Source organism: Streptomyces sp. NPDC008238 (assembly GCF_042956445.1).
In the GTDB taxonomy this organism is placed as follows: domain Bacteria; phylum Actinomycetota; class Actinomycetes; order Streptomycetales; family Streptomycetaceae; genus Actinacidiphila.
This window is the reverse complement of record NZ_JBIBGK010000001.1, coordinates 960,075-983,793: the sequence shown is the minus strand read 5'-3', so window position 1 is coordinate 983,793 and position 23,719 is coordinate 960,075. Positions and strand designations below refer to the sequence as shown.

The following is a 23,719-nucleotide window of genomic DNA, read 5'->3' as shown; positions in this document are numbered from 1 at the left end:
GGATGCGCCCTTCCAGGCTTCCTCCGCGGAACGTCCACCGAGCCCCCGGAAAGCGAGAATCCCACCGTCGTCACCCTGTGGAATCCGCAAATGCGCAGGTCACGGCCGCGCGTCGGCGGCGTATGGGGCTTATGGTGAAAGGGCGGCCGTACGCACCGGCACCGGCGGTGGCCGAGGCGGACCGGGCACGCGGGAAGGCGGTGGACGCTCATGGCGGCTCCTTCCCCGCCCGCCGGTTCACCGCGTGAGGACTGGCGGGACCTGGCAGCGTTGTGCTCGTCGGTACGGGCGGAGCTGCCCGTGCTGACCGCGGGCATCACCGACCGGATCCGCGAGGAGATCCCCGACTACCACCTCGTACCGCGCGCCGAGCACGAGGCCGGCGTCCTCCAGCAGAGCGAGGGACTGCTCACCGGCCTGCTCACCCGCCGGGGCCCGTCCGCGGAGGAGCGCGAGCGCGTCAGGGCGCTGGGGCGCGAGCGGGCCCGTGAGGGCCTTCCGCTGCATGCCCTGATCGCCGCCTTCCACGTGGGCTACCGGGAGGTCTGGAACCTCCTGCTCTCCCGCGCCGGGACGGACGGCGAGGACGGCACGAGCCGGCAACTGGTACGTCTCGTCGGCACCGTGTGGACCTGGGTCGAGCAGATCACCGGCGCCGCGGCCGAGGCGTACAACGAGGCGCTGCGGGCCCGGGACGCCGTCCAACTGAGCCTGACCTACCGGTTCTTCCAGGGCCTGTACGCCCGCTCGCCGGGGACCGAGCCGGACATGGCGCAGCTGGCGCTCGCGCTGGGCTACGCCCCGGCCGGCACCTTCCAGGCCGTGTGCGCCCCGGCGTCCGCGTGGACCGACGAGCAGCTCACCGAGCTGCGCGGCCGGCTCAACCGCCCTACGGGCACCGCCCGGTGCGCCAACCAGGGCGCCACGACGGTGGCCCTGGTGCAGGGCATGGCCGCCGACGCCGTGACCGGGGCGATGCGCGACCTGGTCCCGCGGCTGCCGATCGGCACCGGGCTGGCGCGCCCGGGGCTGGCCGGCGCGGCCGCCACCGTCGTCGACGCCCAGGCGGCGCTCACCCTGGCCCACGCCGACGGGCCGGCCGTCCCCTTCGACGGCGCGTGGCTGGCGGCGACGCTGTTCCCGCAGGCCGGCAGACTGGCGCCGCTGCTGGAAGCCGCCGCGGGCCCCGTCGCGTCGCATCCCGAACTGGCTGTGACCGTACACGGGTTCGCCGACAACGGCTTCTCCCTCACCGCGACGGGCAGGGCGCTGCACTTGCATCCCAACACGGTGAAGTACCGCCTCAACCGCTGGCGTGAACTCACCGGTTGGGACGTGCACACCTGGCACGGACTGTCCGCGAGCCTGCTGGGACTGGAACTTGCGGAGGCGGGGGCGCTCGACCCGCGCCTCCAAGGTTGACGACGTCCCAACTCGCGGAGAACGGGGCGGTTCCGGACGATGAGGGCGAAGGATGGGTAGCATCCGGCAGCAACATCCGATACACGAGAAAGCGGCTGTCGTGTCCCACAACACAACCATTCAGGACCGGTATGCGACGCGTCTCGCAGAGGACCTGGAGAGCAACACCAAGGAACAGGAAGCGGTCCGGGAGCAGGTCGCGGAGCTCCAGTCGCGGCTGACCCGGCTCGAGGACGAGCGGGCCTGGCTGACGCGGCTGCAGGGCACCGTGACGACCGGCGCACCGGACGCCGAGCCGGCCGGGGAGGTCACCGCGGAGGAGGCCGAGGCCGAGGAACTCCCCGCCGAGGAGGCGCCGGCCCCCGTCGCGGCCGCCGCGCCGCAGACGGGCAAGGCCCGGGCCGTTCCGCGTCCCCGCGCACGGAAGCCGGCCGGCGGGACGAAGGCCAGGAAGACCGGCAAGAAGGCGGCGCCGGCCGCGGACAGGACCAAGGACGAGGACAGGGACAAGGACAAGCCGACCCTGCGCGGTCTCGTCGCCGACGTCCTCGCCGCGGACGACGAACCCCGCATGGTCAGCGAGTTCGTCGACGCGCTGGCCAAGCGGCACCCGGACCGCTCCGCACCGAGCGCCCCCGTCGTGCGCAACGCCCTGGAGGCGCTGGTCGCGAAGGGGCTCGCCGAGCGGTCCCGTCGCCAGGGCAGCGTCTTCTACACCCCGGTCGCCCCGTCGGCCGGAGTCGGCGGCACCGGTGCGGACGCGGCCGCGTCCGAGGCCGGGGAACCGGTCCCCGCGCCGGCCTGACCGGACGCCGTGGCAGGGGCGTGCCTCTGCCACGGCGCAGGGTCGCCCTCGGCGACGGTGTGTGCGCGGGGGCCGCACGGAACGGTCAGGTCGCGACGTTCCTCAGTGCCGCACCGAGCGCCTGGAGGTCCACTCCCTCGAGGTGGTCGAGGAAGTGCCGGCGCACGGACGACAGGTTGGTCCGCCACGCCTCCCGCAGCCGGGCGAGGCCCTCGTCGGTGAGGACCGCGTTCCAGCCGCGCGCGTCCTGGGTGCACTTGACGCGCTGGACCAGTCCGTCGTTCTCCAGCCGGTGGACGACGCGTGTCATCCCGCTCACGGACAGCTCGCAGGCCCCGGCGAGGTCGCTCATGCGCATCTGCCGGTCGCGGGCCTCGGAGAGGTGCACCAGGGCCATGTACTCGATGAGCGGCAGTCGCTGCTCGCGGACCATGTCAGCGTCCAGGGCGCGGGGCAGGGCGTAGATGACACGGCTCAGCGACCGGACGACCGCCTCCTCGTCGGGGGTGAGCGGCACCATCGCTTCAGGGGCCGCTTCCTGCCGCGGCATGACGTCTGACATGCCCCTACTTTACTTGCACAGCGAAGGAAGTGAACGCCCCCTAACAGCGGGGACCCGGAATCTTCATGAACTTGAGATCATCGGGCGTGTCGCCCCCTTTGCCCGCCGTTCGACGGCGCGCTCCGTGTGGGAGCAGCTGCTCGTATCATGGGGTGGACGTCCGGGAGGAAACCATGAGCGCTGCGCCGTCGAAAGCCGACTCGTGCAACAACCTGGCGCTGCGCAAGGCGGCCCGCTACCTCAGCGCGACCTACGACAAGGCCCTCGCCCCGGTCGGCCTCCGCGCGACGCAGTTCAGCATCCTGCAGCACCTCGGCGAGCGCGGGGAGACGACGATCACCGCCCTCGCCGACACGATCGCCATGGACCGCACGACCATGGCCTCCAACCTCAAGCCGCTCGCCCGGGAGGGCCTGGTCACCGTCGAGACGTCGGCGGCCGACCGCCGTGCGCGGATCGTCGCGATCACACCGGACGGCCTCGACCGGATGAAGGCGGCGATCCCCCTGTGGAACGAGGTGCAGTCCCGGTTCGAGGAGCGCTTCGGCCCCGAGGACGCGGCCCGGCTGCGCGGTTTCCTGGTAGCCGTGCTGGACACCGGTTTCGCACCTTGGGCGGAGTGAGCGGCCGGCGCAGCGGCACGTCATGACCTGGTGACGGCCACGCCGTCCGCGGCCTCGGCGGCCTCCACGGCGCCGGGTGCGGTGCCGGGTACGGTGCCGCGCCGGCGCCGCCGCCGGTCGTTGCACCAGGCGACCGCGCACGCGGCCCCGTACAGCAGGCTGATCGGCGCGGCGAGCAGCAGCATGCTGACCGGGTCCGTGCTGGGGGTGGCGATCGCCGCGAAGACGGCTACGCCCATGAGCATGCCGCGCCACCAGCCGGCCATCCGCCGGGCGCTGATCACCCCGCCCAGGTTCAGCAGCACGAGGAGCAGGGGGAGTTCGAAGGAGAGCCCGAAGACGAGGACCATGCGGGTGGCCAGGTCGAGGAAGTCGTCGACGGGCAGGATGTTGGTGGCGTTGTCCGGGGTGAAGGAGATCAGCACCCGGGCGGTCGTCGGCAACGTCCGGTACGCCACCGCGGCACCGGTCAGGAACAGCGGGATCCCCGCCCCCAGGAAGGCCAGGGTGTACCTGCGCTCGCCGCGGTGCAGTCCCGGCGCGACGAAGGCCCACACCTGGTAGAGCCACACCGGGCTCGCGCCGACCACCCCCGCGGTGATCGACACCTTCAGCGCGAGGGTGAACGGCGAGAGCAGGCCGTTGAGGGAGATCACGCCGCAGTGACCCGAGCCGTCCGCCGCGGCGGCGCCGGTCAGACGGCCGGGCGCGCAGCCGGGCAGCGGATCGATGAGGAACCCGATCAACTGCCGGTGGAAGAGGGCCGCGGCGACGGTGACGAGCAGGATCGAGCCGACGGCCTTGAGCAGCCGGTTGCGCAGTTCGCGCAGGTGCTCCCGCAGCGGCATCAGGTCGGGGTCACGCGGGGTGCCGGTGGTCATGGGCGGTCCGTCCCGGGCGCTTCAGCGCCCGTGGGGCACGTCCGCCGCGGTGGCCTCCGGCGCCGCGTGCGGGGTCCCGGCCCCGGGTTCGAGGGCCGCGGTCCGCGCGGTGTCCGCGGCTTCGTCGGTGACGTCCTCCCGCATGGCCTTGGTCTCGCTCCGCAGGATCCGGAGCGACTGCCCGAAGGAACGGGCCATGTCGGGGAGCCGTTTGGCGCCGAAGAGGAGGAGGACGACGACGAGGACGAGGAGGATCTCGGGTGCTCCGAGCCTGCCGAACATGGGTGTTTCCTTTCTGTGGTGCCGAGTTGCTTCGCGGCTGGGGTTCTGGGTTCTGGGGTGCTGAGGTTCTGCGGTCGCGGTGCGCGGTGACGGGGCCGGGGGACGGCCCCGTCACCGCCGCCGGGCTTCGGCGGGCGGATCGCGCGGGTCGAGGTCCGTGAGGTCCAGGTCCCGCAGTTCCTGCGGGAGTTCGTCCCGCAGGCCCGCCCGGGCGCCCTGCGCGAGCTCACGGAGCCCGCGCAGGGCACGCACGGTGTCGGAGACCAGCCCGGGGAGCTTGTCGGGACCGACGAGGACGACCGCCACCACGAGCAGCGTCAGGACTTCCGGCGGGCCGATGTCGGAGAACACCGTGCCTCCCGTCTGTGGGTGGATCCGCCCGGGTCGGCCCCGGCCGAGGGGTTACGGGCTAACGGGCCGGCGCACCGGCGGCGCGGCGGTAGGGGGCGAGGAAGGTGCCGAGTTCCGCCAGCATCTCCTCGGGCGCCTGTTCGGCCACCCAGTGGCCGGCGCCGCGGACGACCACGCCCCGGACGTCCTCCGCCAGGTCCTGCATCGCGCCCCCGACGGCGCCGCCCCAGCTCTCGGATCCGCCGATCGCCAGGACCGGCATCGTCAGCTTCTTCTTCGCGCGTTCCTCGTTCTGCCGGCCGGTGGCGTCCCAGGCCCGGTAGAGGCCGAAGCTGCCGCGCAGGGTCGCGGGGTCGGAGAAGAGGCGGACGTAGTAGTCGCGTGCGTACCGGGGCAGCCGCTCGCCGCCCTGGATGTCGAACTCGTAGCCGTAGAAGTCCGCTTCGCGGCCCCTCACCAGCCTTTCGATCAGCTCGTGGTCGACCCGGTTGAACGGGATGTGCCAGAGCCGTTCGTTGTGCTGCTCGTCCACGAACAGGATCGGCGAGGCGGACGGGCGCGGGGGGCCGGGGACCTCGGCGAGGGCCACGCGGGCGACCCGGTCCGGATGGTCGGCCGCCAGCGCGTAGCTGATGATCATCCCGGTGTCGTGGCCGACGACGGCGAACCGTTCGTGTCCGAGGGCGTCCATCAGGGCGATCAGGTCGCCCGCCAGGGTGCGGGTGTCGTACCCGCTCATGGGCTTGTCGGTGAGCCCCATGCCGCGCTGGTCGACGGCGATGACGGTGTGGTGCCGGGCCAGTTCCGGCATCAGCATCCGCCAGGCGTACCAGTTCTGCGGCCAGCCGTGCACGAGGAGCAGCGGCGGCCCGTCGCCTCCGATGACGACGTGCTGGCCCAGTCCGCCGGCCCGTACGAAGCGGCTGCGGAAGGTCCTGGCGAAGCCGGCCGGCAGCCGGGGCGCCGAGGAGACGGTGCCGGGCCCGTCCGGCGTCCGCGGGGCCCGGGCGGGCGAGGCCGAGGCCGAGGGCAGTCCTCCGGCCCGGGAGAGGCCGGCGACGGTGGCGGCCGAGGCGGCCGCGCCGCCGACGAAGGTGCGTCGTGACAGTCCGCGCGGGGCGCGGTGCGACGCCGGCTCCCGGGCGGGGCCGTCCTGCCCGGACGGCTCGACGGGGGGCATGTTCACGGGGATTCCTTTCACTGTGAACGAGCAGATACTCGTATCGGGGCGGGGTAGGGCCGCGTCGATACGGCTCCGTGCGCCCCGCGGGAGGGAGCCGGCGTCAGCGGCCGGGGAAGCGCTGCGAGATCTCCTGGAGCACCCAGCCGTTGCCGTCCGGGTCGCTGAAGGTGGCGAACGAGCCGTACGAGGCGCGCTCGGGCTGCGGGCCCGCGAGCCGCCCCTGGCCCTCCAGCCCGTGGGTGACGTCGCCGCCCCCGTGGCCGTGGAAGAGCAGCCCGCCCGCGTCGTGGAACACCTCGCTCACCTCGACGCCGCGGGCGAGCAGCTCGGCCCGGGCCTCCTCGATGTCGAGGACGGCCAGGTAGAGGCCCTGGACGGAGCCCGGCTCGGCGGAGGTGAGCCCCGTGCCGAACATCACCGAGCACTCCGAGCCCGGCGGGGTCAGGTGCACCGCGCGCCAGTCGACGCTGGGGGACTTGTCCAGGTCCAGGCGGAAGCCCGCCGCCTCGTAGAACGCCTTGGCCCGGTCGACGTCGGACACGGGCAGCACGACCAGTTCCAGCTTCATGTACATGGGGAGGTCCTTCTTGGTTGACGACGGTGCGCCGCACGCGGGCGGGCCACCGTTCCGGTGGACGAGGACGGCGGTCCCGCGCCGGTGCCGTGATCCGGTCACCGGCCGGGCCGCCGAGGGCCTCGAGTCGCCGTCAGGAGCGGCTCGGCCTGCCTCGTGGTGATGACCGTAGGCGATTCGGCCCTAACGAGCAAAGGCGAACCAGTAGAAATCCGGCGTTCGTGACACAGCTCACCGCCGAGGACGTGAGCGAGGACCGTAACCGTTTCCCCCTTAACGAGAAGCGATCTAGACTGGCCGCGAAGGGAGACCCGTACGATGCCCGCACCCACGACCGAGCGCAGTCCGCTGACCCAGCCCGAGGCCGCCGACGCACTCCTGCGCTTCCTCAACACGCACGCTTCGGGACCCCGGCAGCTCCCCGAGCGCTTCGCCGACGCCGGTTCCCTCCAGGCATGGCTGCGGGAGCACGGTCCGGACACCGGCACCACCCACGTCACCGAGGCCGACGCCGCCGGCGCGCGCGAACTGCGCGACGCGCTGATCACCGTGCTGCTGGCGCACGCGGGCGACGGGAACACCACCCCCGAGGCCCTCGCGGGCGCGGAGGAGCACCTGCGCGGCGTGGCGGCCCGATATCCGCTGACCACGGTCGTCACCGCCGCGGGCGCCACCTTGACCAGCACGCAGACCGGCGTCCCCGGGCTGTTCGGGACCGTACTGGCGAGCGTCACGGCACTCGCCCACGCCGGCGTGTGGGACAGGCTGCGCGCGTGCCGTCACGAGCCCTGCCACTTCTGCTTCTTCGACCGGACGCGCAACAGTTCGGCCGGCTACTGCGGCCCGAGGTGCGCCTCCCGCGCGTCGATGCGCGCCTACCGGCGGCGCAGGAAGGAACAGGCCGCCGGAACGGCGGCGGACTGAGCCGCGCACGCTGTGTCGCGCCGGTGGTGCGTCCGCCGTCCCCCACGCCCGTGATATGAACCTCGCAGGACGGAACTGGCACAAATCGGGCGGGCTCTGGGCCGACGCCCGGACAGCCGACGGGCGGAAGGCGGGTGGGCATGCCGCACTACGATCTTGTGGTCCTCGGGGCGGGAAGCGGCAACATGCTGTTCGGGGAGGGGTTCGCGCACCTGCGCCGTGCGATCGTCGAACCCGGCCGGTTCGGCGGTACGTGCCTGAACCGGGGCTGCATCCCCAGCAAGATGTTCGTCGTCGCCGCCGACGCCGCCGAGAGCGCCCGGGCGGCGGCGCGGCTCGGGGTCCGCGCCACCGTCGAACCGGTGGACTGGAAGACCGTCCGCGACCGGGTGTTCCGCCGTATCGACCCGCTGCACGCCTCCGCCGTGGACTACCGCCGCGACCACGGCATCGACGTCTACACCGACGAGGCGCGCTTCGTCGCCCCGAAGGTGCTGCAGGTGGGCGGGGAGCGGATCACCGCCGACACCTTCGTCGTCGCGGTCGGCTCCCGTCCCGACGTGCCGGACATCCCCGGACTGGACTCCGTGCCGTTCCACACCTCCGACACCATCATGCGGATCGAGGACGCCCCCGCGTCCCTGGCGATCATCGGCGGCGGCTTCATCGCGGCCGAGTTCGGCCACGTCTTCGCCGCGTTCGGTTCGGAGGTGACGATCGTCCAGCGGGGGCCCCGCCTGCTGATGGCGGAGGACGAGCAGGTGTCGGAGCGGTTCACCGAGCTCGCGGCCCGGCGGCACCGCCTCCTGCTCGGCGCCACCGTCGCCTCCGTCGAGCGCAGCCCCGGCGGGGTCGAGGTGAGCGTGACCTGCCCCGACGGCGACCACGTCGTCGAGGCCGAGACGCTGCTGGTGTGCACCGGCCGCCGGCCCAACAGCGACCGGCTGGACGCGACCGCCGGCGGGCTCGAACTCGACGAGCACGGCCACATCGTGACCGACAACAGCTACCGCACGTCCGTGCCAGGGGTGTGGGCGCTGGGCGACGTGGTGAACCACTTCCAGCTCAAGCACATGGCCAACGCCGAGTCCCGGGTCGTGCAGCACAACCTGCTGCACCCCGGCGACCTGCGCACCCTCTCCAACCGGATCGCCCCGCACGCGGTCTTCACCAGCCCGCAGATCGCCGGCTTCGGGCTGACCGAGCAGGAGGCGCGCCGCCGTGGCGTCGAGTACCTGGTGAGCGTCCGCGACTACGCGGACACCGCCTACGGGTGGGCCCTGGAGGACACCACCAGTTTCGTGAAGGTCCTCGCGGACCCCCGCGACCGCAGGATCCTGGGCGCGCACATCATCGGTCCCCAGGCCGCGACGCTCATCCAGCCGCTGATCCAGGCCATGGCGCTGGGGCAGACGGCCGACCAGGTCGGCCGGGACGTGCTGTACATCCACCCGGCGCTCACCGAGGCCGTCGAACAGGCGCTGCTGGAGCTGTAGCCCGAGGCCGGCCCGGAGCGGTCCCGCCCGAGACGGGACCGCTCCGGGTCATGCCGTGGCAGCTCCGCGGGCTACATCTTCATGCCGCTCTGCATGTGCTTCATGTCGTGCGCGTCCATTCCCTGGCCCATGTCCATCAGCATCCGGTGGATGTCGTGGACCGGCGACGGCATGACGACGAAGGGCCGCATCATGCCCTCGTCCTCGTGGTCGAGGAGGTGGCAGTGGTACATCACCTTGCCGGTCTGGTCGGCGAGCCGTCCCGCTACGGTGACCAGGGTGTTGGCGTTGACGGTGATGGTGTCCTTCCAGCCGGACTCCTCGGGGGCGACCGGCACCGGCGCGCCGAGGGTGATGGGCTTCCTGGTCCGCGCGGTGGCGAAGTCCAGCCCGGAGGTGTCGGCGGCGTGCCGGTCGACGCCTGCTGGTCGTTGACATGTGAGTGGTCATCCTGTTCTGGGTGGTACGAGTGCGGGGGGGCCGGGCCGCGAAGGACCGCGCGCGCTCCCCCGGGTCCGGGGAGCGGTGTTCCGCGCGTCCGCGGGCGGCACGGCGGGGCCGAACGGACGACGGGCGCCCTCGGGAGGTGCGGTACGGGGCGGACGCGGTCGGTGCCGCCGGCGGCCCGGCTCCCGTGTCAGGGCGGGCGCGCGGGCCTGCCGGCGGTCCCGGCAGGGTTCCTGCCGGTCCGGCGCCTGATGAGCGCGCATCCTCGCGGTGGGTTCGCCACCTCGGTGCGGCACTCGTACCCGGGCGGTCCCCCGGCCGGCGCCGAGCCCCCCGGGAATTATTTGCTCGGTCAAGCAAGTAGAGCATTCGATCACTTGTACGTGCAAGTAGCTTGATCCGCCATCAAACGGGCCGCGGCCGCGCCGGACGGACGGGGGGCCCGCGCCCTCCGTTCTGGGTCCCGTGGCGGACGCCGGGACGGAGGGCGCAGGCTCAGCCCAGGTAGAAGTCCCGGCGAGCGGTGACGAACTGCTCGACGGTCCGGGGGGGGCACGCCCGTGACGCGCTCGACGTCGTCCGACGCGCGGTCGTAACGGTTCTCCCGGTGCAGTCGTCCCATGGTGGCGATGTGGTCCTCGATGTGCGGCGGCAGTCCGGCCCGGCTGAGCACCTCCGCGCGCCACCGCTCCGGCGGCGCGTCGACGTACGTCACCTCGCGCCCCAGCGCCCGCGAGAACTCGGCGGCCATCTCGGTCATGTCGACGGTGCGCGGCCCGGTCAGCTCGTAGACCCGGCCGACGTGCGGGGCGGGGTCGCGCAGGACCGTGGCGACCACCCGGGCGACGTCCTCCACCGCCACCGGAGAGGTGCGCCCGGCGCCGAACGGCAGGGCGATCGTCCCGTCCTCCCGGATCGACCGCGCCGCCAGCGCGGTGAACAGCGGGTTGTCCAGGAAGGACGTCGGCCGGACGTGGACCACCGGCAGGCCGGACCAGTCGAGCACCCGCTCCGCGAGCCAGTGCAGCCGCTGCTGGTGGGACTCCCCCGCGCTGGTCGCGGTCATCTGCGACACCGTCATCTGCGACATGCCCACCAGCGCGTCCAGCCGGCCGTACTCGCGGGCGACGCTCGCGACCACGGTCGCCGCCAGCAGGTGGTCGGTCGAGACGGGCATGGCGAAGTACATGCGCCCCGTGCCCTCCAGCGCCGCCGCGACGGTCTCGGGCCGGGTCAGGTCGCCGAGGACCACCTCCGCCCCGAGCGCGCGCAGCGCGTCCGCCCGCTTGTCGTCGCGGCGGACCATCGCGCGCACCGGCACGTCCCGCTCACGCAGGAGTTCGAGGACGGTACGGCCCACGCCGCCGACCCCGGTGACGAGGACAAGGTTTCCGGCAGCCATCGGTCGTTCTCCTTCTGGGTTGGCTGAGCCTGCGATGACGGGTGCGGCCGCGGATGCCCCGGCGTCGGGGCACCGGGGGCGGCGCCTCCACCCAACAATACGAGCATATGCTCCTACCTGTCGGTCGGCAAGGCGGCGGCCACCGGTGCGAGCCGCCCCGTACGGGAGGCGGGCGGTGTGCCTCCCAAGGGCGACGGGCCATCCGCGCACCTATACTCGCGAGGAGGGAGCCGTTCGATGACGAGCAACAGCACGCTCGGAGAACACCGCCGCGAGGGCGGGGCCGCACGGACCGGGGGCACGGGTCTCGAAGAGGTCCTGCACGGTGCCGTGCGCGAGACCCTGTTCCGGATGGACGCCGTGTCCGCGGCGGTCTACCTGCTGGGCCGGGAAGCCTCCGAGGTGCGTGCGGCGATGATCGCCGGCAGCCCGCCGTCCTGCTACACGATGCCGTGCCGGATGGCCATGGACATGCCGCGCGCCTCGACCCGGGCCGTCGCCACGGGCAAGGTGGCGGTCCTGCCCGACCCCGACCCGGCCGAACCGGGCGAGAGGTACGCCCTGCCCTACCCCTACGCGGCGATGGCCGCACCGGTCACCGCCGACGGGCGGTGCTTCGGCGCGCTCACCGTGCTGCGCGTGGAGAGCCACGGCGGCTTCGGCCCGGCGGACCGCAGGGTGCTGCAGGAGGTCGCGGACGCGCTGGCCACGGCGCTCGCCGGGCTCGCACGCGCCGGCACCCCCATCATGGCCGGCCCCTCGCCCGCCCTCGTACCGGTGTTCCACTCGAGCATCCGCACCCCGGGCTGGGGGGTGCGCGGTGTCCCCGGCTCGGCCGGCGCCAGCCTGATGTACCCCCTGCGGCACTTCGCCGAACGGCTCAACGAGGCGATGAGCGTGGACCAGCTCATCGCGGCGGCCCGGGACTCCCTCCTGTCGCCGTTCGGCGCCCGGGCCCTGGTGCTGGCCTCGGTGAGCGCGGGCCGGCTGTGGGTGCTGGGGCACAGCGGACCGTCCTCGGCCATGGTCCGCGAGCTCCACGGCGCCCGGCTCGGCGCGCGCGCCCCGGCGGTGGAGGCCGTCCGCGGGCACGCGCTCTTCCTGCCCGAGGGGCCGCCGGCGGAGACGGGCTCGGGCCGGCAGCGTGCCGGGCCGCCCGCCGAGGCCTACCTGCCGCTCGTCGTCGGGGGCAGGTCCTTCGCCGTGGAGTCCGACGCGAACCCGCACGTCGTCGGCGTGTGCTGCCTGGAGTTCGCGGGCCCCCGCGCCTTCCCGCCCGAGGAGCGCACGGTGCTCAGCATGATGGCCGGGATGCTGGGCGCCGCGGTGGAGCGGGTCGAACTGGGCGCCAGGCAGCGCGAGGTCGCGGAACACCTGCAGCGCAGGCTGCTGCCCCCGGTCCTCTCCGAGTTGCCGGGGCTCGCCACCACCGCGCGCTACCGTCCCGCCCTCACCACCGTCCAGGTGGGCGGCGACTGGTACGACGTGATCAAGGTGTCGGACGAGCGGATGGTGCTCGTCGTCGGCGACGTCGAGGGCCACGACCTGGACAGCGCCGCCGTCATGGGCCAGGCGCGCACCGCCCTCACCGCGTACGCCACCGAGGGCCACCCTCCCGCCGTGGTGATCGACCGGACGGGCCGGCTGCTCGCCGAACTCGGCACGGAGCAGCTCGTGACGTGCTGCGTCATCGCCCTGGACACCGGCGACGGCATGGCCGAGGTGGCCCTTGCCGGGCATCCCGCGCCGGTCGTACGGCGGCCCGACGGGAGCGTCGACACCCTGGACGCGCCGGCCAACCTCCCCTTGGGCGTCACCGCCCGTCACCCGTACCGCAGTTGCGAGCACAGGCTGGCGCCCGGGTCGGTGCTGATGCTCTACTCCAACGGCCTGACGGGCTCCGCCACCGGCGATCCCGGCGCGTGCGCCCGGGAACTGCTGCGCACGGGCGGCCGGGAGGCGGGGGCCGACCTGGAGCAGCTGGCCGACCGCCTGGTCGCCGAGGTCTCCGCCCCCCGGTGGCGCGGCGACGACGCGGTGCTGCTCCTGGCCCGCTACGAGGGCGCCGTGGGCGAGGGTGCGCCGCGGACGGCCTGCCTGCACGTACAGCGCCGCGACCTGCACGGGGTCAAGGCGGCACGGGAGTTCGTCGACGAGCAGTTGCGCTCGTGGGGGCTGGCGGACCTGTCGGACGCCCTCCGGCTGATCGCGTCCGAGATCGTGACCAACGCCCTCGTCCACGCCGGCAGCGACGTCGACGTCCGGCTGCGGGCCTTCGAGGACCGCGTGCGGCTGGAGGTGCGGGACTCCGACAGCAATCCGCCCGTGCCCTCGCCGCTGACCCTGGACGAGGAGGAGAACGCCGAGGCCGAGCACGGCCGGGGCCTGCTCATCGTGGAGGCCCTCGCCGGGCAGTGGAACACCTCGCCCAACGGCCGCGGCAAGACGGTCTCCCTGGACCTGCCCGTACCGGGCGCCTGACCGGGCCGGGCGGACCGGCGGACCGGCCCGCGGAGCCGTCAGTGCGGACGGACGTGGTCGTGGTGGCCGTGGTGGTGGTCGTCGTCGTGGGCGGCGTGGTCGTGGCCCGCGGGGCGGCCCGACAGGGTGCGGGCGCGCGTGGTGACCTCGTCCGCGCGGACCACGTCCCGTTCGGTGAGCACGTCCTCCAGGGCGGCGAGCCACAACCGGTAGTAGTGCCAGGGCTCGTCACCGGCGGGTCCGTTCTCCCAGGCGCGGATGCGGGCGATCAGCGCGGCCCGGAACCGCGGCCAGTCGAAGGCACCCGCCTCGTGGAGGCCGACGGCCATGCCGAAGGCGCGGCTCTCCCAGGGCTCGGCGAAGACCAGCTCGCCGTTGGCGCGGGGCGGGGCGGCCGGGCCGTCGACGTCCAGGGGCGCGGTCACGGCGCCGTCACCTTCGCCACGCCGACCATGGCGTCCCGGGTCACCAGCGGCACGAGTTCCTCCTCGGTCAGGTGCTCCGTGCCGGCCGGGCGTTCGGGCAGCACCAGCCAGCGCACCTCGCTGGTGGAGTCGCGGACGGTGATCGCGACGTCGGCGGCGAGGTCGAGACCCATCTCCGAGAGCACCGCGCGCGGTTCGCGCACCACGCGCGAGCGGTAGGCGGGATCCTTGTACCAGCTCGGCGGCAGCCCGAGCACCGGCCACGGGTAGCAGGAGCACAGGGTGCAGACCACCACGTTGTGGGTGGTGGGGGTGTTCTCCACGACGACGATGTGCTCGCCCTGCGGACCGGAGAAGCCCAGTTCCGCGATGGCCGCGGTGCCGTCCTGGAGCAGCCGCCGCCTGTACTGCGGGTCGGTCCAGGCCCGGGCGACCACCTTGGCCCCGTTGAGCGGGCCCACCTGGGTCTCGTAGGTGGCGATGATCGTGTCCATCGCCGCCGGGTCGATCAGGCCGCGCTCGGTGAGCAGTTGCTCGAGCGCCTCGGTGCGCAGGGCCGGGGAGGGGCGGTCGTCCGGGCCGCTGGTGGGGGTCATGAACGGGGCTCCAGGTAGCTCTCGAACAGCTCGGCGGTGACGGAGAAGGGTTCGGTGCCGGGGCCCCACAGTTCGCGGGAGTCGAACCGGACCGAGTAGACGTGCTGCGGGTTCTCGCCCAGGAAGTGCGCGTGGGTGTCCGGCAACAGCGCGGCGGGCTGCACCCATTCGACGACGCCGGCGCGTCCGCGCAGGTAGCCCGGCAGCCGCGTGTGCCCGGGCGGGGACATGTCCTTCGCCCGGACCGGCTCGTCGACGGCGAAGGCCGGCGGGGTGTCCACCGTGCGGAGCGAGCCCGGGGCGGTGGGGGTGTAGTCGGGGCGGACCGGTTCGGGGAACGGCGGCTCCGCGAGGCGCTCGCCGCGCAGGTTGCGGGCGCGGGTCCGGACGGCGGTGGGCGCGAGGACGGCGGTCTCGGTGAGCACCAGCTCCGCGGCGTTCAGCCACCGGCCGAAGTAGCCCTCGTCCAGGTAGGCGGCCCGGTCCAGGCGTTCCGTGGCGTGCCGGAAGGCGTCCACGTTGTAACCGGCCACCCGGATGGAGAGGAGCGCGAGCGCGAACGCCCGCGCCTGCCAGGCTTCCGCGAAGACCGGTTCGCCGGGTCGTGGCGGCCGGACGGGCCCCCATCCCCGGGTGCCCCCCATGTCGGCGATGCCCTCCATGGCGTGCCCTTCCGTGTGCCGGGATCACTGGCACACCAGCTTGGCCCGTGGGCGGCGGGCACTGCCGCAGACACGGCCCGGGTGGCCTCCGGTTCCATCCGATGGGCCGTCAGGCTCCCGTCCTACCGCGGGGCGAGGAACTCCCGGGCGCCGCGCAGCCGGGTCCGTATGAGCCGCCGGGTGGCGGCGCTGTCGAGGCGGACGTCGAGGGGGCCGGGCACGGGGCCGTCGGCACGGCGTCCGGCGGGCAGCGCGGTGACGTCGAGGCCGTCGCGCCGGGCGATGAGCGCACCGAGTTCGTGGCGGCTGAGGGCGTCCGTCCCGGCGACGTGGAACACCCCGGAGGCGTCGGAGGCGGCGAGTTCCCACAGGGCGGCGGCGAGGTCCGCGACGTGCACCGGGCAGCGGATGTCGTCGGTGAACAGCGCGCCGTCGCACACGCCGGCGGCCAGGTCGTGGACCAGGCGCTCGTGCACCGATCCGCCGTCGCCGATGATCAGCGAGGTGCGCGCGACGACGGCGGACGGCACCAGGAGCCGTACCGCGGTCTCGGCCGCCGCCTTCGCCGCGCCGTACGGGGTGACGGGGTCGGGCAGGCAGGTCTCGTCGTAGTGGACGCGGGACCCGGAGAAGACGGCGTCGCTGGAGACGTGGACGAGGCGGCAGCCGTGTTCCGCCGCGGCCAGTGCCAGCCGGACCGCGCCGTCGGCGGTGACCTCCCAGTCGCTGTAGCCGCTGGTGGCGTTGACGACGGTGTCGGGCGCGACCTCGGCCAGCAGCTCGGCGGGGTCGCCGGGAGCACGGAGGTCGAGGTGGTGCCACGGGACGCCGGGAACTCCGCCGGGACGCCGGGAGCGGTACGTCGCGGCCGTGTCGAGACCCGCGGCCACGGCCTGCCGTACGAGTTCCCTGCCCAGGAAGCCGCTGCCGCCGACGATGAGGACCTTCACGGGCCCCACCGTAGGGCAGCCGCGCGGCCATGGGACCCGTCCGTGCCCGGGAACCTGCCGCAGCGGCGCGCTGCCGCCTCCTCCTGGGGCCGTTCGCCGACGTCGTGACGGGCGGCGCGGTGCGGGAGACGGCCGGCGCGCGGTCGCGGTCCGGGGAGGGTCGTCCTCGCAGGGGGCCGGGGCCGACGGTCCTCGTCGCCCCGCAGGGGTGGCCCGGAGATCCGGCGCGGCAGCCGACCGCTGTGTCGCCGTGCCGCCGCCGGCCGGCGGTTCGTGGCGCCTCCAGGGGCTTCTGACGCGGCGGCGTCCGATCAGCCGGCCGGGGGCGTGTCGTGTGCGGGGCGTCGTTGCCGGGGGACGACGGCGGAGAGGGAGGCGGCTGCGGCGGCCCGGGCGTGCGTGGTGTTCCAGGCCTTGATGACGGGGCGGCCGTGCTCGGTGCCGAGCCGGCTGACGGTGCCGGTGTCCAGGGCGAACAGCGAACCGGCGGACGGCGGCAGGCCGAGGCGGCGGGCCGTGAGGACGCGCAGGATGTGGCCGTGGGCGACGAGCAGCACGTCGCCCGCGTCGGGGTCGAGCAGCAACGGCTCGACACGGGCGAGCACGCGGTCGGCGCGGCGGCCGACGTCCTCGGGGCTCTCGCCGGGATGTTCCGCGCCGCCGGGGGCGACGCCGTCGGTCCACAGGTTCCACGTCGGGCGGGTGCGGTGGATCTCCGCCGTGGTGACGCCCTCGTAGCCCCCGTAGTCCCATTCGCTGAGGTCCGGGTCGATCCCGGCGACGGTGACCCCGGCGAGTTCCGCGGTGCGTACGGCGCGGCGCAGGGGGCTGCTCAGGGCGAGGGCGATGTCGTGCCCGCGCAGCAGCGGGGCGACCCGGGCGGCCTCGCCCTCGCCGTGCGGTGTCAGGGGGAGGTCGGTGTGGCTGGTGTGCTGCCGGGACAGGGTCCACGCGGTTTCGCCGTGGCGGAGCAGGAGCAGGTCGCCCATGGTCGTTCATCCACTTTCGGCACGGAGGAGGGGCGGTGCGGGTGGGGCGGTGCGGTGCGGGGAGGCGGTGCGGAGCCCGCGCCGGCCGGCGCGGGCTCCGGCGGTGACTAGGCCTGGTCGGCCGCGGAGGTGACGGCGTGGCCGCCGAACTGGTTGCGGAGCGCGGCGATCATCTTCATCTGCGGGGAGTCGTCCTGACGGGACGCGAAGCGCGCGAAGAGCGACGCGGTGATCGCGGGCAGCGGCACGGCGTTGTCGATGGCGGCCTCGACCGTCCAGCGGCCCTCGCCGGAGTCCTCGGCGCGACCCCTGAGTTCGTGCAGGTGCTCGTCCTCGTCGAGGGCGTTGACGGCCAGGTCCAGCAGCCAGGAGCGGATGACGGTGCCCTCCTGCCAGGAGCGGAACACCTCGCGCACGTCGGTGACGGAGTCGACCTTCTCCAGCAGCTCCCAGCCCTCGGCGTAGGCCTGCATCATGGCGTACTCGATGCCGTTGTGGACCATCTTCGCGAAGTGGCCGGCGCCGACCGCGCCCGCGTGGACGAAGCCGAAGTCGCCCTCGGGCTTGAGGGCGTCGAAGACCGGCCGCACCTTCTCGACGTCCTCGGCCCGGCCGCCGACCATGAGGGCGTAGCCGTTCTTCAGGCCCCAGACGCCGCCGGAGACACCGGCGTCGACGAAGCCGATGCCCTTGGCGGCCAGTTCCCCGGCGTGCTTCTCGTCGTCCGTCCAGCGGGAGTTGCCGCCGTCGACGACGATGTCGCCCGGTTCGAGGAGGCCGCCGAGCTCGTCGACCACGGACTGGGTGGCGGCGCCGGCCGGCACCATCACCCACACCACGCGCGGTGCGTCGAGCTTGTCGACCAGTTCGGTGAGGCTGCCGACGTCGGCCAGGTCGGGGTCCCGGTCGTAGCCGACGACGGTGTGGCCCGCGCGGCGGATCCGCTCGCGCATGTTGCCGCCCATCTTGCCGAGGCCGACGAGTCCGAGTTGCATGTCAGGTGCTCCTTCTGTGTGTCGTGAGGGGTGGCCGGCGGGCGGCGCCCGTCCGGGGCCGGGCAGGCGCCACCGCGGGGTTCCTTCCCCGGTCAGTTGCCCCGGAGGGTGCGGTAGGCGGCCACCAGGGCCGCGGTGGAGGGGTCGAGGCCGGGTACGTCGGCGTCCCCGGTCAGGGCGGGTTCGACGCGCTTGGCCAGGACCTTGCCGAGCTCGACGCCCCACTGGTCGAAGGAGTCGATGTTCCACAGGGCGCCCTGGACGAAGACCTTGTGCTCGTAGAGCGCGATGAGCTGGCCGAGGACCGAGGGGGTCAGTTCGGTCGCCAGGACGGTGGTCGTCGGGTGGTCGCCGCGGAAGGTGCGGTGCGGGACCTGCTCCTCGGGCACGCCCTCGGCGCGGACCTCGTCGGCGGTCTTGCCGAAGGCGAGCGCCTGGCCCTGTGCGAACAGGTTGGCCATCAGCAGGTCGTGCTGGGCGGCGAGTTCCGGGCCGAGTTCGGCGGCCGGGCGGGCGAAGCCGATGAGGTCCGCCGGGATCAGCTTCGTGCCCTGGTGGATCAGCTGGTAGTAGGCGTGCTGCCCGTTGGTGCCGGGCGTGCCCCACACGACGGGGCCGGTCTCCCACTCCACGGCCCGCCCGTCGCGGTCCACGGACTTGCCGTTGGACTCCATGTCGAGTTGCTGCAGGTAGGCCGTGAACTTGGACAGGTAGTGGGAGTACGGCAGGACGGCGTGCGACTGGGCGCCGAGGAAGTTGCCGTACCAGACGCCGAGCAGACCGAGGATCAGCGGGGCGTTGGACTCGGCGGGCGCGGTGCGGAAGTGCTCGTCGACGGTGCGGAAGCCGTCGAGCATCTCGCGGAACCGCAGCGGGCCGATGGCGATCATCAGGGAGAGGCCGATCGCCGAGTCGTAGGAGTAGCGGCCGCCCACCCAGTCCCAGAACTCGAACATGTTGTCCGGGTCGATGCCGAACTCACTGACCTTGCCGGTGTTGGTCGACAGGGCGACGAAGTGCCGGGCGACGGCCTTCTCGTCCCCGCCGAGCCCGGCCAGCAGCCAGCCGCGCGCCGAGGTGGCGTTGCTGATCGTCTCAATGGTGGTGAAGGTCTTGGACGCGACGACGAACAGCGTCTCGGCCGGGTCGAGGCCCTGCAGGGCCTCGTGGAGGTCCGCACCGTCGACGTTGGAGACGAAACGGAACGTCAGCGAGCGGTCGGTGTGGGGCCGCAGTGCCTCGTACGCCATGGCGGGTCCGAGGTCGGAGCCGCCGATGCCGATGTTGACGACGTTCCTGATCCGCTTGCCGGTGTGGCCGGTCCACTCGCCGGAGCGCACCCGGTCCGCGAAGGCGGACATCCTGTCGAGCACCGCGTGGACCTGCGGCACGACGTTCTCGCCGTCCACCTCGATCACGGCGTCCCGGGGCGCGCGCAGGGCGGTGTGGAGGACGGCCCTGCGCTCGGTGACGTTGATCTTCTCGCCGCGGAACATGGCGTCGCGCAGTGCGAACACGTCGGTGGCGTCGGCCAGTTCGCGCAGCAGGGCGAGGGTCTCGTCCGTGACGAGGTTCTTGGAGTAGTCGATGCGCAGGTCGCCGACCTCCACGGTGTACCGCCCCGCGCGTGCGGGGTCCGCCGCGAACAGCTCGCGCAGGTGCGGTCCCGGCCGGGTGGCGTCGCGGTGCTCCGCCAGTGCTGCCCACTGCGGGCGGTGGCTCGGTCCGGGGGTGTCAGGCATCGTGCTGCTCCTGGTTCTCGTGCTGGTGCGCGCGCTGCGGCGGCACCGGGGCGGCCTTCGCGGGGCCGGGCTTCGGGGGCTTCGCGGCGGAGGCCTTCGGCGGGGCGGAGGCCTTGGTGCGGGGCGCCTCGACCTGGGCCCGGAGCGCGGCGGCGTAGGCCTCGTCGGGGTCGAGGCGGCGGAGTTCCTCCGCGATGAGCTCCGCGGTGGACCGGACCTTCAGGGCGAGGACGCGGGTGGGCTGGCCGGGGATGGACAGCCGGGCCACGGCGCCCTCGGGGCGGTCGATGAGGATGTCGCCGTCCGGGGTGCGCAGCCGGACCGCGGTGACGACGGGCCCGTCGGTGACGACCTGTTCGACGGGCACCCGCAGCCGGTCGGCGAACCAGCGGGCCAGCAGTTCGGCGCTGGGGTTGTCGGACTCGCTCTCCACGACCGCCGAGGTGACGCGGGCCGGGGCCTGGTCGAGCGCGGCGGCGAGCATGGAGCGCCAGGGCGTCAGCCGGGTCCAGGCGAGGTCGGTGTCACCGGGTGCGTACGAGCCGGCCCGGGCCGCCAGCCGCTCCAGCGGGCGGTCGACGTCATACGCGTCGGTGATGCGGCGCTGGGCGAGCGCGCCCAGCGGGTCCTTCGCCGGTGTGTCGGGGGCGTCGGCGGGCCACCACACGACGACGGGGGCGTCGGGCAGCAGCAGCGGCAGCACCACGGAGTCGGCGTGCTCGGCGACTTCGCCGAACAGCCGCAGCAGCACCGCCTCGCCGGATCCGGCGTCCGAGCCGACGCGGACCTCGGCGTCGACGCGGGAGGGGATGTGCCGGCGGGTGGTGCGCGACGGCCGCCTGATGACGACGAGGGTGCGCGAGGGGTGCTCCTGCGCCGCCTGCTCCGCCGCCTTGAGGGCGTCGTGGGCGTTCTCCTCGTCGGTCACGATGACCATCGTCAGCACCATGCCCACGGCGGGTGAGCCGATGGCGCGGCGGCCCCGCACCAGGGCCTTGTTGATGTGGCTTGCCGTGGTGTCGGTCAGATCGATCCTCATGGCCTGCGCCAGCTCCGTCCGTCTCGTGCGAGCATCTCGTCGGCTTCCGCGGGGCCCCAGCTGCCCGCGGTGTACTGCGCCGGCCGTCCGTGGGTGTCCCAGTACCGCTCGATCGGGTCGAGGATCTTCCAGGACTCCTCGACCTCCTGGTGGCGAGGGAAGAGGTTGGCGTCGCCGAGCAGCACGTCGAGGATGAGCCGCTCGTACGCCTCGGGGCTGGACTCGGTGAAGGACTCGCCGTAGGCGAAGTCCATGGTCACGTCGCGTATCTCCATCGACGTCCCGGGCACCTTCGAGCCGAAGCGCACCGTGATGCCCTCGTCCGGCTGGACGCGGATGACGATGGCGTTCTGGCCGAGTTCCTGGGTGGCCTCCGGGTCGAACGGGGAGTGCGGGGCGCGCTGGAAGACGACCGCGATCTCCGTGACGCGGCGGCCGAGGCGCTTGCCGGCCCGCAGGTAGAACGGGACGCCCGCCCAGCGGCGATTGTCGATCTCCAGCTTGACGGCGGCGTAGGTGTCGGTGGTGGAGCCGGGGTCGATGCCCTCCTCCTCCAGGTAGCCGTTCACCTCCTGGCCGCCCTGCCAGCCGTGCGCGTACTGGCCGCGCACGGTGTGCGCGCCCAGGTCGCCGGGGAGCCGTACCGCGCGCAGCACGTTCAGCTTCTCGGTGAGGAGGGACTCGGCGTCGAAGGAGGCGGGCTCCTCCATCGCGGTCAGCGCGAGGAGTTGGAGGAGGTGGTTCTGGATGACGTCGCGGGCCGCGCCGATGCCGTCGTAGTAGCCCGCGCGGCCGCCGATGCCGATGTCCTCGGCCATCGTGATCTGCACGTGGTCGACGTAGGAACGGTTCCACAGCGGCTCGAACATCGTGTTCGCGAAGCGCAGCGCCAGGACGTTCTGGACCGTCTCCTTGCCGAGGTAGTGGTCGATCCGGAAGACCTGCTCCGGGGCGAACACCTCATGGACGAGCGCGTTCAGTTCGCGGGCGCTGGCCAGGTCGTGACCGAAGGGCTTCTCGATGACGGCACGCCGCCAGGAGCCCTCGGGGGCGTCGGCGAGCCCGTGCTTCTTCAGCTGCCGCACGACCTTGGGGAAGAACTTCGGCGGCACCGAGAGGTAGAACGCGTAGTTGCCGCTGGTCCCGCGGGCGGCGTCCAGTTCGTCGACGGTGACGGCCAGTTGCTTGAACGCGACGTCGTCGTCGAAGTCGCCGGGGATGAAGCGCATGCCCTCGGCGAGCTGCTGCCACACCTCCTCGCGGAACGGCGTACGGGCGTACTCGCGCACCGAATCGTGCACGACCTGCGCGAAGTCCTGGTCCGCCCAGTCGCGGCGGGCGAAGCCGACGAGCGAGAAGCCCGGCGGCAGCAGCCCGCGGTTGGCGAGGTCGTACACGGCCGGCATCAGCTTCTTGCGGGACAGGTCGCCCGTCACGCCGAAGATCACCAGCCCGGACGGCCCCGCGATGCGCGGCAGCCGCCGGTCGGACGGGTCGCGCAGGGGGTTGGACCACGGGGTGCCGGGTCCGGTCGTGTCCTTGCTCATCGCGCGTCGGCTCCCTTGCCGTTCAGTGCGGTTGCGACGGCCTGCAGCAGTTCGGCCCAGGCCGCCTCGAACTTCGCCACGCCCTCGTCCTCCAGCTGCCGGACCACCTCGTCGTAGGAGATCCCCAGCCGTTCCAGGGCCGTCAGGTCGGCGCGGGCACGGTCGTACCGGCCCGTGACGGTGTCGCCGTCGACGCGGCCGTGGTCGGCGACGGCGTCGAGCGTCTCCTCGGGCACGGTGGTGACCGTTCCGGGCGCGACGAGTTCCTCGACGTAGCGGGTGTCCCGGTACGCCGGGTCCTTCACTCCGGTGGAGGCCCACAAGGGCCGCTGCTCGTGGGCGCCGGCCGCGGCGAGCGCGGCCCAGCGGTCGCCGGTGAAGAACTCCCGCTGCGCCCGGTACGCCAGCCGGGCGTTGGCGATCGCCGCCCGGCCCTTGAGGGCGGCCGCCTCTTCCGTGGCCAGTTCCGTCAGTCTCCGGTCGACCTCCGTGTCGACGCGGGAGACGAAGAACGAGGCGACGGAGTGCACGGTGGACAGGTCGATCCCGGCCGTACGGGCCTTCTCCAGGCCGGCCAGGTAGGCCTCCATGACCTCGCGGTAGCGGTCCAGGGAGAAGATCAGCGTGACGTTCACGCTGACGCCGAGGGCGGTGACCTCCGTGATGGCGGGCAGGCCCTCCACGGTCGCGGGGATCTTGACCATGACGTTGGGGCGGTCGACGAGCCGGGCGAGCTGCCCGGCCTCGGCGACGGTCTCCTCCGTGTGGTGGGCGAGGCGCGGGTCGACCTCGATCGACACCCGGCCGTCCCGGCCGCCGGTCGCCTCGTACACGGGCCGCAGGACGTCGGCCGCGGCGCGGACGTCCGCGGCGGTCATCGTGCGGACGGCCTCGTCCGGGGTGACGCCGCGCGCGGCCAGGCCCGCGAGCTGCTCCCGGTAGTCCTCCCCCGAGCCGATGGCGGCCCGGAAGATGGACGGGTTCGTGGTGACTCCCACCACGCGCCCCGACGCGACCAGTTCGGCCAGGTCGCCGGAGGCGATGCGTCTGCGCGACAGGTCGTCGAGCCAGACCGAGACCCCCTCGGCGGCCAGACGCTGCAACGGTTCCGCGGTTGCGGTTGCTTCTTGGTTCACTGTGATCATCTTCTTTCTGCGCTCGCGTCAACCGCGTGGGGCCCCAAAGGATTCCCGACTGCGGGGGGCGGCGTTTCCGCAGGTGACGGAGGTATCCCACCCCGCGGGCATGACCGCGCGGGCCCCGGGGATGTGACGAGGCGACGAAGATCACACCTTGCGCGGGTGACGCGCCGGCCCGCCGGGCCCGGAGCGCGTCCGGCCC

24 protein-coding genes are annotated in these 23,719 nt (G+C 73.4%); 6 read left to right on the top strand and 18 right to left on the bottom strand.

Going from position 1 to position 23,719, the window contains the following annotated elements; all coding sequences use genetic code 11:
- The first annotated feature begins 210 nt into the window (after positions 1-210).
- Positions 211-1,422, top strand: coding sequence for a PucR family transcriptional regulator (locus tag ACFZAU_RS04420; protein ID WP_500551025.1), 1,212 nt, complete (start codon positions 211-213; stop codon positions 1,420-1,422).
- Between the two features lie 100 nt (positions 1,423-1,522).
- Positions 1,523-2,227, top strand: coding sequence for a hypothetical protein (locus ACFZAU_RS04415; protein WP_500551024.1), 705 nt, complete (start codon positions 1,523-1,525; stop codon positions 2,225-2,227).
- A gap of 85 nt (positions 2,228-2,312) precedes the next feature.
- Here ACFZAU_RS04415 and ACFZAU_RS04410 read toward each other — a convergent pair whose 3' ends face one another.
- Positions 2,313-2,789: a MarR family winged helix-turn-helix transcriptional regulator gene (locus ACFZAU_RS04410; protein ID WP_500551023.1), complete on the bottom strand. Its 477-nt coding sequence runs from the start codon at positions 2,787-2,789 to the stop codon at positions 2,313-2,315.
- Between the two features lie 173 nt (positions 2,790-2,962).
- On the opposite strand from ACFZAU_RS04410, the gene ACFZAU_RS04405 reads away from it, so the two are divergent.
- Positions 2,963-3,412, top strand: a complete 450-nt coding sequence (locus ACFZAU_RS04405) for a MarR family winged helix-turn-helix transcriptional regulator (RefSeq protein WP_499601122.1) — start codon at positions 2,963-2,965, stop codon at positions 3,410-3,412.
- 20 nt (positions 3,413-3,432) lie between these two features.
- Here ACFZAU_RS04405 and tatC read toward each other — a convergent pair whose 3' ends face one another.
- The 5 genes from tatC to ACFZAU_RS04380 all read right to left on the bottom strand — a co-directional run bounded on the left by tatC (position 3,433) and on the right by ACFZAU_RS04380 (position 6,683).
- Positions 3,433-4,293: a twin-arginine translocase subunit TatC gene (gene tatC, locus ACFZAU_RS04400; protein WP_500551022.1), complete on the bottom strand. Its 861-nt coding sequence runs from the start codon at positions 4,291-4,293 to the stop codon at positions 3,433-3,435.
- Positions 4,294-4,314: 21 nt separating this feature from the next.
- Positions 4,315-4,575 (bottom strand): Sec-independent protein translocase subunit TatA, encoded by a 261-nt coding sequence (tatA, locus tag ACFZAU_RS04395; protein WP_500551021.1) that lies wholly within the window; start codon positions 4,573-4,575, stop codon positions 4,315-4,317.
- A gap of 111 nt (positions 4,576-4,686) precedes the next feature.
- The gene (locus ACFZAU_RS04390) at positions 4,687-4,926 is read right to left on the bottom strand and encodes a twin-arginine translocase TatA/TatE family subunit (RefSeq protein WP_500551020.1); all 240 of its coding nucleotides are present in this window, start codon (positions 4,924-4,926) and stop codon (positions 4,687-4,689) included.
- A gap of 58 nt (positions 4,927-4,984) precedes the next feature.
- The gene (locus tag ACFZAU_RS04385; RefSeq protein WP_500551123.1) at positions 4,985-6,106 is read right to left on the bottom strand and encodes an alpha/beta fold hydrolase; all 1,122 of its coding nucleotides are present in this window, start codon (positions 6,104-6,106) and stop codon (positions 4,985-4,987) included.
- A 103-nt stretch (positions 6,107-6,209) separates the two neighbouring features.
- A complete protein-coding gene (locus tag ACFZAU_RS04380; RefSeq protein WP_500551019.1) occupies positions 6,210-6,683 on the bottom strand; it encodes a VOC family protein in 474 nt (157 codons plus the stop codon).
- Between the two features lie 318 nt (positions 6,684-7,001).
- Between ACFZAU_RS04380 and ACFZAU_RS04375 the strand changes: the two genes are divergently transcribed.
- Together ACFZAU_RS04375 and ACFZAU_RS04370 are read left to right on the top strand one after the other, a co-directional pair.
- A complete protein-coding gene (locus tag ACFZAU_RS04375; RefSeq protein ID WP_500551018.1) occupies positions 7,002-7,607 on the top strand; it encodes a CGNR zinc finger domain-containing protein in 606 nt (201 codons plus the stop codon).
- A 140-nt stretch (positions 7,608-7,747) separates the two neighbouring features.
- Positions 7,748-9,103 carry a mycothione reductase gene (locus ACFZAU_RS04370; protein WP_500551017.1) on the top strand — a complete coding sequence of 452 codons (1,356 nt, stop codon included), beginning with the start codon at positions 7,748-7,750 and terminating at the stop codon, positions 9,101-9,103.
- A gap of 71 nt (positions 9,104-9,174) precedes the next feature.
- On the opposite strand, the gene ACFZAU_RS04365 is transcribed toward ACFZAU_RS04370, so the two are convergent.
- Positions 9,175-9,441, bottom strand: coding sequence for a multicopper oxidase domain-containing protein (locus ACFZAU_RS04365; protein WP_500551016.1), 267 nt, complete (start codon positions 9,439-9,441; stop codon positions 9,175-9,177).
- A gap of 482 nt (positions 9,442-9,923) precedes the next feature.
- Complete coding sequence (locus tag ACFZAU_RS04360; protein ID WP_500551015.1) at positions 9,924-10,952, bottom strand: NAD(P)H-binding protein; 1,029 nt, start codon at positions 10,950-10,952, stop codon at positions 9,924-9,926.
- A 237-nt stretch (positions 10,953-11,189) separates the two neighbouring features.
- On the opposite strand from ACFZAU_RS04360, the gene ACFZAU_RS04355 reads away from it, so the two are divergent.
- Positions 11,190-13,433 (top strand): SpoIIE family protein phosphatase, encoded by a 2,244-nt coding sequence (locus ACFZAU_RS04355; RefSeq protein WP_500551014.1) that lies wholly within the window; start codon positions 11,190-11,192, stop codon positions 13,431-13,433.
- A 38-nt stretch (positions 13,434-13,471) separates the two neighbouring features.
- On the opposite strand, the gene ACFZAU_RS04350 is transcribed toward ACFZAU_RS04355, so the two are convergent.
- The 10 genes from ACFZAU_RS04350 to tal form a co-directional block, all read right to left on the bottom strand.
- Positions 13,472-13,858: a nitrile hydratase accessory protein gene (locus ACFZAU_RS04350; RefSeq protein WP_500551013.1), complete on the bottom strand. Its 387-nt coding sequence runs from the start codon at positions 13,856-13,858 to the stop codon at positions 13,472-13,474.
- Positions 13,855-14,454 (bottom strand): nitrile hydratase subunit alpha, encoded by a 600-nt coding sequence (nthA, locus tag ACFZAU_RS04345; protein ID WP_500551012.1) that lies wholly within the window; start codon positions 14,452-14,454, stop codon positions 13,855-13,857. The genes ACFZAU_RS04350 and nthA overlap by 4 nt, the downstream gene beginning before the upstream one ends.
- Entirely contained in the window at positions 14,451-15,116 is a 666-nt protein-coding gene (gene nthB, locus ACFZAU_RS04340) for a nitrile hydratase subunit beta (RefSeq protein ID WP_500551011.1), read from the bottom strand. Before nthB ends, nthA begins: the two co-directional genes overlap by 4 nt.
- Before the next feature lie 122 nt (positions 15,117-15,238).
- Positions 15,239-16,066 carry an SDR family oxidoreductase gene (locus ACFZAU_RS04335; RefSeq protein WP_500551010.1) on the bottom strand — a complete coding sequence of 276 codons (828 nt, stop codon included), beginning with the start codon at positions 16,064-16,066 and terminating at the stop codon, positions 15,239-15,241.
- 311 nt (positions 16,067-16,377) lie between these two features.
- Positions 16,378-17,055, bottom strand: coding sequence for a histidine phosphatase family protein (locus ACFZAU_RS04330; RefSeq protein ID WP_500551009.1), 678 nt, complete (start codon positions 17,053-17,055; stop codon positions 16,378-16,380).
- 107 nt (positions 17,056-17,162) lie between these two features.
- On the bottom strand, positions 17,163-18,050 hold the full coding sequence (gnd, locus tag ACFZAU_RS04325) for a phosphogluconate dehydrogenase (NAD(+)-dependent, decarboxylating) (RefSeq protein ID WP_500551008.1): 888 nt from the start codon (positions 18,048-18,050) through the stop codon (positions 17,163-17,165).
- Positions 18,051-18,142: 92 nt separating this feature from the next.
- Complete coding sequence (gene pgi / locus ACFZAU_RS04320; protein ID WP_500551007.1) at positions 18,143-19,792, bottom strand: glucose-6-phosphate isomerase; 1,650 nt, start codon at positions 19,790-19,792, stop codon at positions 18,143-18,145.
- Complete coding sequence (gene opcA, locus ACFZAU_RS04315) at positions 19,785-20,831, bottom strand: glucose-6-phosphate dehydrogenase assembly protein OpcA (RefSeq protein ID WP_500551006.1); 1,047 nt, start codon at positions 20,829-20,831, stop codon at positions 19,785-19,787. Before opcA ends, pgi begins: the two co-directional genes overlap by 8 nt.
- Positions 20,828-22,378 (bottom strand): glucose-6-phosphate dehydrogenase, encoded by a 1,551-nt coding sequence (gene zwf / locus ACFZAU_RS04310; protein WP_500463804.1) that lies wholly within the window; start codon positions 22,376-22,378, stop codon positions 20,828-20,830. Before zwf ends, opcA begins: the two co-directional genes overlap by 4 nt.
- Entirely contained in the window at positions 22,375-23,523 is a 1,149-nt protein-coding gene (gene tal / locus ACFZAU_RS04305) for a transaldolase (RefSeq protein ID WP_500551005.1), read from the bottom strand. Before tal ends, zwf begins: the two co-directional genes overlap by 4 nt.
- Positions 23,524-23,719: the final 196 nt, after the last annotated feature.